The sequence below is a fragment of the Bacteroides sp. 3_1_23 genome, from assembly GCF_000162555.1.
Classification (GTDB): Bacteria; Bacteroidota; Bacteroidia; order Bacteroidales; family Bacteroidaceae; genus Bacteroides; species Bacteroides ovatus.
On record NZ_GG774952.1, the window covers coordinates 295,206 to 304,704 of the forward strand.

General features: G+C 42.5%; 9 protein-coding genes. 5 read left to right on the plus strand and 4 right to left on the minus strand.

Going from position 1 to position 9,499, the window contains the following annotated elements:
* The first annotated feature begins 302 nt into the window (after positions 1-302).
* From HMPREF9010_RS10355 to HMPREF9010_RS10345, 3 genes are read left to right on the plus strand one after another with little or no spacing between them, the layout of a single operon-like run.
* The gene (locus HMPREF9010_RS10355) at positions 303-1,346 is read left to right on the plus strand and encodes a glycoside hydrolase family 43 protein (RefSeq protein WP_008649566.1); all 1,044 of its coding nucleotides are present in this window, start codon (positions 303-305) and stop codon (positions 1,344-1,346) included.
* Positions 1,347-1,355: 9 nt separating this feature from the next.
* Positions 1,356-2,651 carry a BNR repeat-containing protein gene (locus HMPREF9010_RS10350; protein ID WP_008649567.1) on the plus strand — a complete coding sequence of 432 codons (1,296 nt, stop codon included), beginning with the start codon at positions 1,356-1,358 and terminating at the stop codon, positions 2,649-2,651.
* A 4-nt stretch (positions 2,652-2,655) separates the two neighbouring features.
* Complete coding sequence (locus tag HMPREF9010_RS10345; protein ID WP_008649568.1) at positions 2,656-3,789, plus strand: glycoside hydrolase family 88 protein; 1,134 nt, start codon at positions 2,656-2,658, stop codon at positions 3,787-3,789.
* Positions 3,790-3,880: 91 nt separating this feature from the next.
* Here HMPREF9010_RS10345 and HMPREF9010_RS10340 read toward each other — a convergent pair whose 3' ends face one another.
* From HMPREF9010_RS10340 to HMPREF9010_RS10325, 4 genes are read right to left on the minus strand one after another with little or no spacing between them, the layout of a single operon-like run.
* Positions 3,881-4,897 carry a GNAT family N-acetyltransferase gene (locus HMPREF9010_RS10340; protein WP_008649569.1) on the minus strand — a complete coding sequence of 339 codons (1,017 nt, stop codon included), beginning with the start codon at positions 4,895-4,897 and terminating at the stop codon, positions 3,881-3,883.
* Between the two features lie 13 nt (positions 4,898-4,910).
* Positions 4,911-5,828 carry a DUF2156 domain-containing protein gene (locus tag HMPREF9010_RS10335; RefSeq protein WP_008649570.1) on the minus strand — a complete coding sequence of 306 codons (918 nt, stop codon included), beginning with the start codon at positions 5,826-5,828 and terminating at the stop codon, positions 4,911-4,913.
* Positions 5,829-5,884: 56 nt separating this feature from the next.
* Positions 5,885-6,580: an LrgB family protein gene (locus HMPREF9010_RS10330; RefSeq protein WP_004305057.1), complete on the minus strand. Its 696-nt coding sequence runs from the start codon at positions 6,578-6,580 to the stop codon at positions 5,885-5,887.
* Positions 6,577-7,020, minus strand: coding sequence for a CidA/LrgA family protein (locus HMPREF9010_RS10325; protein ID WP_004305056.1), 444 nt, complete (start codon positions 7,018-7,020; stop codon positions 6,577-6,579). Before HMPREF9010_RS10325 ends, HMPREF9010_RS10330 begins: the two co-directional genes overlap by 4 nt.
* Before the next feature lie 196 nt (positions 7,021-7,216).
* Here HMPREF9010_RS10325 and pta point away from each other — a divergent pair, with 196 nt between their 5' ends.
* Both pta and HMPREF9010_RS10315 read left to right on the plus strand, forming a co-directional pair.
* Complete coding sequence (gene pta, locus HMPREF9010_RS10320; protein WP_004305055.1) at positions 7,217-8,236, plus strand: phosphate acetyltransferase; 1,020 nt, start codon at positions 7,217-7,219, stop codon at positions 8,234-8,236.
* 39 nt (positions 8,237-8,275) lie between these two features.
* Positions 8,276-9,475, plus strand: coding sequence for an acetate kinase (locus tag HMPREF9010_RS10315; RefSeq protein ID WP_004305054.1), 1,200 nt, complete (start codon positions 8,276-8,278; stop codon positions 9,473-9,475).
* The last annotated feature ends 24 nt before the right edge of the window (positions 9,476-9,499 follow it).

Below are 9,499 nucleotides of genomic sequence, written 5' to 3' on the forward strand. Positions count from 1 at the left end.
CATTTTACAGAAGAGCTTTTTACCCTCATTATGGTAGGCATAATAGGAACGATAGTTAGTTTATTAGTCTACTTTTTTATAATGGTGATAATAGAAATATCACTAAATCTCAAAATTAGAATTTATAATTTAGCACAGAAATAAAACAATAGAAGTTTGTAAATTAATAAATAAATTGCTATCTTAGCAGTCGAAAAAGAAACAGGCTCTTTCCAGTTAACACCAACTAGAAAGAGCTTTTTTATTAACTAATTAAAATGCATATAGACGGTAGCTATAACTAAAAATTATAATAATAATTTGTGGTGTCGGTATCGTCTAAGTGCCTTAAGTTTATATTATTAGGGGTGGTTTGTATATCATTACTGCCTGTATCAGTGCATGCACAGAAGTATACGGAGTTTATCCCCGGTGAAGTTTGGAAAGATACGGACGGGAATCCGATCAATGCCCATGGTGGTGGACTTTTATATCATAACGGCACTTACTATTGGTATGGCGAATACAAGAAAGGGAAAACCATTTTGCCTGACTGGGCTACGTGGGAGTGTTATCGTACGGATGTGACCGGAGTAGGTTGTTACTCTTCTAAAGACTTGCTGAACTGGAAATTTGAGGGTATTGTACTTCCGGCAGTTAAAGACGATCCGAATCATGACCTGCATCCCTCCAAAGTATTGGAACGTCCGAAAGTGGTTTATAATAAGAAAACGGGCAAATTTGTAATGTGGGCCCATGTGGAAAGTGCTGATTACAGTAAGGCTTGTGCCGGAGTGGCAGTTTCCGATTCTCCTGTCGGTCCGTTCGTTTATCAGGGAAGTTTTCGTCCGAACAATGCGATGAGCCGCGATCAGACTGTTTTTGTGGATGATGATGGACGTGCTTATCAGTTTTATTCTTCAGAAAATAATGAAACGATGTATATCAGCCTTCTGACTGATGATTATCTGAAACCGAGCGGACGTTTTACACGCAATTTCGTAAAAGAATCGAGAGAGGCTCCGGCAGTATTTAAATATAATGGTAAATATTATATGTTAAGTTCCGGTTGTACTGGCTGGGATCCTAATATAGCCGAGATCGCAGTAGCCGATTCTATTATGGGAACATGGAAGACAATCGGAAACCCTTGTACGGGACCGGATGCAGATAAAACGTTTTATGCCCAGAGTACTTATGTCCAGCCCGTTGTCGGAAAGAAGGATGCATATATTGCCATGTTCGACCGTTGGAAGAAGAAGGACTTGGAAGATTCCCGTTATGTATGGTTGCCTGTGTTGGTAAAAGACGGGGAAATAACGATCCCTTGGTATGAAAAATGGAACCTTTCTATCTTTGACAAATAAAAAATAAATATGAAACGGATACTGTTGCTACTTTGTGGAATAATGCTCGTTCCTGTTATTGCCTGTTCCCAGCATTTGGTTGAAGTAGGAAAGGGGTATAGCTGTACTTCGGTCAATACGACGGTCTTTCGGAATAACTCGCTGGTTACACACGGTGATGAACAATATATCAGTTATTACGATAACGATGGCTATCTGGTACTTGGAAAGCGGAAACTGGATTCGGAACAATGGACATTACATCGCACCCAATATCAGGGAAATGTGAAGGATGCTCATAATATAATTAGCATGATGATAGATGGGGAAGGATACATACATATATCTTTTGACCATCACGGACATCCATTGAATTATTGCCGGAGTATTGCTCCCGGTTCTCTGGAACTGGGGGATAAAATACCCATGACCGGAGTTGACGAAGGAAATGTCACCTATCCGGAGTTCTATCCTTTATCCGGAGGAGATTTATTGTTTGTTTACCGCTCCGGTTCTTCGGGGCGTGGAAATCTGGTAATGAACCGTTATTCGCTGAAAGAACATAAATGGACTCGTGTGCAGGATATACTGATCGATGGGGAAAATAAACGGAATGCCTATTGGCAGTTATATGTTGATGAGAAAGGGACGATTCATCTTTCATGGGTATGGCGCGAGACCTGGCATGTGGAAACAAACCATGATATTTGTTATGCCCGTTCTTTTGATAATGGGGTAACTTGGTATAAGACGAGTGGAGAACGATATGAACTCCCGATCAAATTGTCCAATGCGGAGTATGCCTGTCGTTTACCTCAAAACTGTGAGTTGATTAATCAGACGAGCATGAGTGCTGATGCAGGAGGAAATCCGTATATAGCTACTTATTGGCGGGAACCCGATAGTGATGTTCCTCAATACCGCATCGTCTGGAATGACGGGAAGATGTGGCATCAACGGCAGATAACCGATCGCCAGACACCTTTTACCTTGAAGGGTGGAGGTACGAAAATGATCCCTATTGCCCGTCCGCGTATTGTGGTAGAAGGTGGAGAAGTCTTTTATATTTTCCGTGACGAAGAACGGGGAAGCCGTGTGTCGATGGCACATGCGACTGATGTGGGTACGAGTAAGTGGACGATAACGGATCTGACGGATTTTTCGGTGGATGCCTGGGAACCCTCTCATGATACGGAACTTTGGAAAAAGCAGCGGAAACTGCATCTCTTTGTACAACACACCCGTCAGGGAGACGGTGAACGCACAGCGGAAATTGAGCCTCAAATGATATATGTATTGGAAACGGATATGGATACAAATAAATAAAGATATGAAGAAACTATATGCAACTCTTTTTTCTGCACTCTTTCTAGGCGGTGCAATCTGTGCAAGTTGTACGGATAAGAAGGATGCTTCTGCTGAAGAAGTGATAAACACTATTCATAAAGTGAATAATTATTGGCAGACGAATCATCCGGAACACGGACGTTCTTTTTGGGATAATGCCGCCTATCACACCGGAAATATGGAAGCTTATTTTTTGACTAAGCAGCCGGAGTATTTGGAATACTCGAAAGCCTGGGCGGAACATAATGAATGGAAAGGGGCAAAATCAGATCATAAGGAAAACTGGAAGTACAGTTACGGTGAAAGTGATGATTATGTGCTTTTCGGTGACTATCAGATTTGTTTTCAGACGTATGCCGATCTCTATAATATGGAACCGGATACACAGAAAATAGCCCGTGCCCGCGAAGTGATGGAATATCAGATGAGTACCCCCAATCATGATTATTGGTGGTGGGCAGATGGCTTATATATGGTCATGCCGGTCATGACAAAGATGTATAACATTACTAAGAATCCGCTCTATTTGGAGAAACTGCATGAATACCTCGCCTATGCTGATAGTATTATGTATGATGAAGAGGCCGGACTTTATTACCGGGATGGAAAATACGTGTATCCTAAACACAAAAGTGTGAACGGCAAAAAGGATTTTTGGGCACGTGGAGACGGCTGGGTATTGGCCGGATTGGCAAAAGTCTTGAAAGAACTTCCTGAAACAGATAAGTATCGTCCGGAATATATAGATCGTTTCCGTACCCTGGCTAAGTCGGTTGCTGCTTGTCAACAGCCGGAAGGTTACTGGACACGCAGTATGCTCGATCCATTGCATGCACCGGGACCGGAAACCAGTGGAACGGCTTTCTTTACCTATGGTTTACAATGGGGAATCAATAACGGTTTTCTGGATGCTGCAGAATATCAGCCGGTGGTTGAAAAAGCATGGAAATATCTCTCAACAGTTGCTTTGCAGCCTGATGGCAAGATTGGTTATGTGCAACCGATTGGTGAGAAAGCGATACCCGGTCAGGTGGTAGACGCAAACTCAACTTCGAATTTTGGAGTAGGTGCGTTTCTATTGGCAGCCTGTGAACGGGTTCGTTATTTGAATAAATAAATACAGGCACGGATTACACGGGTTTCACAGCTCTTAGAGGCATGCCTTAATATAAGTCAACAGCGTAATCCGTGTAATCCGTGCCTAAAATTTAATTCAGCATCAAGCTCATATATGGCTTTAACGGCTGAAGTATTCTATTGGTTAATTCGCTAATATTCATTTGTATATGTGCACCGGGCAGTCGCTCGGTATTATACATACACTTTCCTTTGCACAGGTAATAATAGCCGTTGTTTACAGACAATTGTTTGTCCGATAATTCCAGCTGCATTTCATCTTCAGGAAAAGCCGCGGCATAGATTTGCAGCACTTCTTTGGCATTGATGATACGTGCCATGCCTAGCGGATGTTGAGGCTGTTTCTCTTCGGGAGGCAAGATTTGAACCATGCACTTATATCCGGTGTGTTGCCGGATAGCATACAACAGGCTATATTCCACATCTTTATTTTCAGCGCAAAGCTCATTGATAATGATATGTTTGTCTCCTTTATATATAATGGTTATTCCTTTGATTTCGTTTTCCTGTCTGGCTACAAATAAATAACCTCCACTAATGGCAAGATCGGTCATAATAACCTGAAAGTCTTCCGATGTGTGCTGAATACAGCAAGCCCGTTCGGAAAGTTTCTTATTCAAATAGGAATAGACCTCCTCCTGATATTCTGAAACAACACTGACCGCTATCTCTTTAGAAGGGATAAACTCGGGCAAAACGATCTCTTTAGTTGAATACTTGAATACCGAAGCATATCCCATACGGGCATAATAATCAAACAACCAGGGTTCTGCCGGTATTAATGTGCTGAAGTGTACTCCATTCCGTAACATCCGGGCGAAAGACTGTGATAAAAGCTCGCGCATGACTCCTTTGCTTCGAAAATCGGGATGCGTACAGGCTCCTGAAATATAGGAGGTCTGTACAGTCTCTCCACCAAAAGTCATCAGATAAGGAAGCATTTGAAGGGCAGAGATTACCTCATCACCACTTTTGATGGCAACGTTCACCTCTGTCTTATAGCGTAGTCTGAAGTACATCTCGACGAATTCTTCACTATCGTCAAAACAGACTTTCCACAATGCTTTTACTTGCTCCTTTATCATCATATTTATAAAGAGTTTACCATTTAACCATATTCATGGGATGCTCTTTGAGACAAGCCATGTATTTTTCCAGAATCGTCACCGGTTGGTAAGACAATTTGGCTTTGCGCAAACCTTCGAGACCTAAATCCTCTTCCCGGTTGATATAGATATATTGTTCGGGAATCCGGTTGGCAAATTCATAATTAATCATGGCATACGCACCTTCAATACTGGTATCCGCTTTTTCTACATGTACGCCGAATGTTTCATGATTGATAGGCATACCGAATGTGAATGCGACAATTTTACCGTTCACATGCAAGATACCTCCCGTCAGTCCGAGTGCCTCGAAGTTGTGGAGAGCATAAATCAGGGCGCGACGTTCGTTGCCTGTCCCCTCCTGTTGGTCACAGTTATTCACTTTACACCACTCTGCTTCCAGATCCAGACATTCCTGAATACGGTCCGGGGTAATCGGTGTGTATTCGTAATCCGGATAAGTGTTGCGGAACCGGTTGATATGATTTCTTTTCGCTTGGAATTTCTTCCCTTTCAGCGTAGATAGATCACTTCTCAAATAAATATAATCCGCATAGTCGCGGTCTTCTGTGAAAGTGAACTGTTCCGGAAGGATAGCTTCGAGATCAGCGCGCATATTGCTGCACACTCCCAGCATACAGAAATGCTGGTTCTCTTTGCGGGCATCTTCTATCAGTTCCCACAATACTGCTTTCAAATCTCCTGTGCCTACGGGCATCATATAAGCAAGTTGTTCTCCCGCCCAGAACTTGAATACCAAAAAGTTGTCGACCACTGCGAATTGAGTGTCATATAAGAACCTCCAACTGCAAAGATTGGAGAATGAAAGATCGCAATTGCGGCGATCACTTTTCATCGTGAATGAGGTGATTGTGTCTTTGTCTGCTAATGTGATATCTTTAAATGGAATCATAAAATTGCTTTTTGCGTTTAACTCTTTATATAACGGAAAATCAAGAGATTTTGTTTTTACAAGACACCTAATAATCGAAGGATCGTAGGTGTGAGCAGTGCAGTGAAGATTCCATTCAGTGTCAGTCCCAGACTGGCGTATGCTCCATATTTGCTGCTGATATCCATTGCGGTGGAAGTTCCGACAGCATGAGCGGCTGTCCCCATCGAAAGCCCTTGGGCGATCGGACTGCCTACACGCATGATTTTCATGGTCTTAAAACCACAGATCGCTCCTAATAAACCTACTGCCACAACAACTGCCGCCGTCAGTGACGGAATACCGCCAATGGCTTTGGTTACTTCCATCGCAATCGGAGTCGTAACCGATTTGGGAGCCAGAGACAGGATTACTTCTTGGGAAGCTCCCATGAACTTCGCAATCAGCACTACTGAAATAACTCCGACAATGCAGCCTGCCAGTTGAGACAGAAGGATAGGCAGTAACTGCTTTTTTATCATTTCCAATTGAAGATATAAAGGTACGCCTAAAGCAACAACAGCCGGGCGGAGCCAGAACTCGATCAAATGTCCTCCTTTATTATAGGTCTCGTATGAGATATTTGTCATTTTAAGGAAGATGATTAATAGGGCGATGGTCAGCAATATAGGATTTAATAATACCAGTCCTGTTTTCTTCTGAAGCAATTTGGCAAAGAAGAAAATCCCGAAGGTGATAGCCAACAGGAAGAAATTATTCTCTAAGAAGCTCATTTGTCTTTATTCGTTAAGTTGATTTTATCTTTAAGGTGCAGTTTCTCCGACAGATGGAAATCCGTCAGGTGAAGTTTGCGCGCCAGCTTAATCTGACGTGCCAGCCTGAACTTGCGGACGATTTGATGTACCCATCCCGTAACGACAAGTACAAGCGCGGTGCTGATAATGGTCGCTGTCACTATCGGCCAGAACTCTGCCGCAATGACATCAAAGTATAGCATAAGAGCCACACCGGGCGGAACGAAAAAGAATCCTAAGTTGGCAACCAGAAAGTCGGACAATCCCTGTACCCAGTGTAACTTAATCCAACCTAATTTTAAAAAGAGGGTGAGCAGCAGCATACCGATGATGCTGGAGGGGAGCTTGATACCCGTAAGATAAACTATTAATTCACCCAAAGCCAAACAGCCAAATAAAATGGCGCACTGACGTATCATAACTAATAACCTATTGATTTTGTTTGAAAACGCTGCAAAGGTATGAAAAATAGGAGTACAGTGTTAAATATTACAATATTTTAGACTTGGAAGAGAAAAATAGGCGAAATTGTAATGTGGATATTGCAAAATTGAGTACTTTTGCACCGCAAATTACAAATTGTAAGGACGTTTTATAATAATATTCAATATATCTATGCTCAATTTAATCAACCAAATCGTGGCGCGTGCGAAAGCAAATCGCCAACGTATTGTTCTTCCGGAAGGAACTGAAGAACGCACATTGAAAGCTGCCAATATGATTTTGACAGACGAAGTAGCCGATCTAATTTTACTGGGTAAACCGGCAGAAATTAATGAACTTGCTGCAAAATGGGGATTGGGAAACATCGGTAAAGCTACTATCATTGATCCTGAAACTTCTCCGAAACACGAAGAATATGCGCAGTTGTTGTGTGAACTTCGTAAAAAGAAGGGGATGACTATCGAAGAAGCCCGCAAGTTAACGAATGATCCTTTATTCTTTGGTTGTTTAATGATTAAGAGCGGTGATGCTGACGGTCAGTTGGCTGGTGCCCGTAACACTACTGGTAATGTATTGCGTCCTGCTTTGCAGATTATCAAGACTGCGCCGGGAATCACTTGCGTGTCTGGTGCTATGTTGCTTTTGACTCATGCTCCTGAATACGGAAAGAATGGCATTTTGGTCATGGGTGACGTTGCTGTAACTCCGGTTCCGGACGCTAATCAGCTGGCACAGATTGCTATTTGTACTGCGCAGACTGCGAAAGCCGTTGCCGGTATTGAAAATCCGAAAGTAGCTCTGTTGAGCTTTTCAACCAAGGGTTCCGCTAAACACGAAGTAGTGGATAAAGTGGTAGAAGCTACTAAGATTGCAAAAGAGATGGCTCCTACTCTTGATTTGGATGGTGAAATGCAGGCTGACGCTGCTCTTGTACCGGAAGTGGGTGCTAGCAAAGCGCCGGGTTCTCCAGTAGCCGGAGAAGCAAATGTGCTGATCGTTCCAAGTTTGGAAGTTGGTAATATTTCTTATAAATTAGTTCAACGTCTGGGACATGCTGACGCTGTTGGTCCGATTCTTCAGGGTATTGCCTGTCCGGTAAACGACTTGTCTCGTGGTTGTTCTATCGAAGATGTATATCGCATGATTGCTATCACAGCTAATCAGGCCATTGCAGCAAAAGCGAATAAATAAGTATTAGATATAAACTATTAAGTATAAATCGACAACGACATGAAGATTCTGGTATTGAACTGCGGAAGTTCATCTATTAAATATAAATTGTTCGATATGACCACCAAAGAGGTGATTGCACAAGGTGGTATCGAAAAAATCGGTCTGAAAGGATCATTCTTGAAACTTACTTTGCCGAATGGTGAAAAGAAAATATTGGAGAAAGATATTCCTGAACATACAGTAGGAGTAGAGTTTATCCTGAACACGCTGATTAATCCTGAATACGGCGCTATTAAATCTTTGGATGAGATCAATGCAGTAGGTCACCGTATGGTACACGGAGGCGAGCGTTTCAGCGAATCTGTATTGCTGAACAAGGAAGTGCTGGAAGCTTTCGCTGCTTGCAATGACTTGGCTCCGCTTCACAATCCTGCTAACTTGAAAGGGGTAAATGCAGTTTCTGCTATTCTTCCTAACATTCCGCAGGTAGGTGTATTCGATACGGCTTTCCATCAGACAATGCCGGATTATGCTTACATGTATGCTATTCCTCACGAACTGTATGAAAAGTATGGTGTACGTCGTTATGGCTTCCACGGAACTTCTCATCGTTATGTGTCAAAACGTGTATGTGAATTCTTGGGTGTAAATCCGGTAGGACAGAAAATTATCACTTGCCACATTGGTAACGGTGGTTCTATCGCTGCTATCAAAGATGGTAAATGTATGGATACTACTATGGGCTTGACTCCATTGGAAGGCTTGATGATGGGTACTCGTAGCGGTGATATTGATGCCGGTGCAGTAACATTTATCATGGAAAAAGAAGGCTTGAACACAACCGGTGTTTCCAATCTGTTGAACAAGAAGAGCGGTGTACTGGGCATTTCGGGTGTATCAAGCGATATGCGTGAACTCTTGGCTGCTTGTGCGGCTGGCAATGAGAAAGCTATCCTTGCAGAGAAGATGTACTATTACCGTATTAAGAAATATATCGGTGCTTATGCTGCTGCATTGGGCGGTGTGGATATTATCCTGTTTACTGGTGGTGTAGGTGAGAACCAGATGGAATGTCGTCGTGAAGTTTGTAAGGATATGGAATTCATGGGTATCGAACTTGATAACGAAGTAAATGCTAAGGTTCGCGGTGAAGAAGCAATCATTTCTACTCCTGCTTCTAAAGTGAAAGTAGTAGTGATCCCAACAGATGAAGAACTGTTGATCGCATCGGATACAATGGATATCCTGAATAAGTAATAATTTTATTGCTGATATACAAAA

What these genes read in the sequence shown, in the direction of transcription:
- HMPREF9010_RS10335 (WP_008649570.1), bottom strand. Translation starts at nt 5,828, where the DNA reads ATGATTCCATTTAAAGATATCACATTAGCAGACAAAGACACAATCACC.
- HMPREF9010_RS10345 (WP_008649568.1), top strand. Translation starts at nt 2,656, where the DNA reads ATGAAGAAACTATATGCAACTCTTTTTTCTGCACTCTTTCTAGGCGGT.
- HMPREF9010_RS10330 (WP_004305057.1), bottom strand. Translation starts at nt 6,580, where the DNA reads ATGAGCTTCTTAGAGAATAATTTCTTCCTGTTGGCTATCACCTTCGGG.
- pta (WP_004305055.1), top strand. Translation starts at nt 7,217, where the DNA reads ATGCTCAATTTAATCAACCAAATCGTGGCGCGTGCGAAAGCAAATCGC.
- HMPREF9010_RS10340 (WP_008649569.1), bottom strand. Translation starts at nt 4,897, where the DNA reads ATGATGATAAAGGAGCAAGTAAAAGCATTGTGGAAAGTCTGTTTTGAC.
- HMPREF9010_RS10350 (WP_008649567.1), top strand. Translation starts at nt 1,356, where the DNA reads ATGAAACGGATACTGTTGCTACTTTGTGGAATAATGCTCGTTCCTGTT.
- HMPREF9010_RS10325 (WP_004305056.1), bottom strand. Translation starts at nt 7,020, where the DNA reads ATGATACGTCAGTGCGCCATTTTATTTGGCTGTTTGGCTTTGGGTGAA.
- HMPREF9010_RS10315 (WP_004305054.1), top strand. Translation starts at nt 8,276, where the DNA reads ATGAAGATTCTGGTATTGAACTGCGGAAGTTCATCTATTAAATATAAA.